This is a genomic window from Holdemanella porci, from assembly GCF_019052655.1.
GTDB lineage: Bacteria > Bacillota_I > Bacilli_A > Erysipelotrichales > Erysipelotrichaceae > Holdemanella > Holdemanella hominis.
The window spans coordinates 1-442 of the sequence record NZ_JAHQVB010000182.1; the positions used below are offsets into that span (position 1 = coordinate 1).

Annotated in this window: 1 protein-coding gene; it reads left to right on the forward strand. The window is 34.2% G+C overall.

From position 1 onward, the window contains the following. Positions 1-99: 99 nt before the first annotated feature. Positions 100-393 carry a transposase gene (locus KTQ83_RS12055; protein ID WP_154573171.1) on the forward strand — a complete coding sequence of 98 codons (294 nt, stop codon included), beginning with the start codon at positions 100-102 and terminating at the stop codon, positions 391-393. Positions 394-442: the final 49 nt, after the last annotated feature.

A 442-nucleotide genomic window follows, 5' to 3' on the forward strand; every position in this document is an offset into this window, starting at 1 on the left:
TGATGTTAGCATATAAATAGGACTAGTCAAAAAGAGAAAATTTACACCAGTGGTACAATAGAAAGAGGATGATTCAAAGACAAAGGAAGGCAAAAGAAAATGGCAAATAAAAAGAAACAGTTTGATCAAGAATTTAAACAAAATGCAGTCAATTATTGTTTAACACATCCAGAACTAAGTCGTAAAGAATGTGCTAAAAATTTAGGTATTGGAGATAGTACTTTATACAGATGGAAGCAAGAAGCTAAAGCCAATAACAACCAGGCAACATTTAAAGGTTCAGGGAATCTAACAGAGGCTGAGCTTGAAAACAGACGTTTAAAACGTGAATTAAAGGATACGCAAGATGCTCTTGAAATTCTAAAAAAAGCCATCAGCATTCTGGGAGAATAACACAAGTTCTGTACTGTCTTGTTTCTGAAGAGTCTAAGGTCGACAAAGA

Coding starts and splice junctions, on each gene's coding strand:
- KTQ83_RS12055 (WP_154573171.1), top strand. CDS start 100: ATGGCAAATAAAAAGAAACAGTTTGATCAAGAATTTAAACAAAATGCA.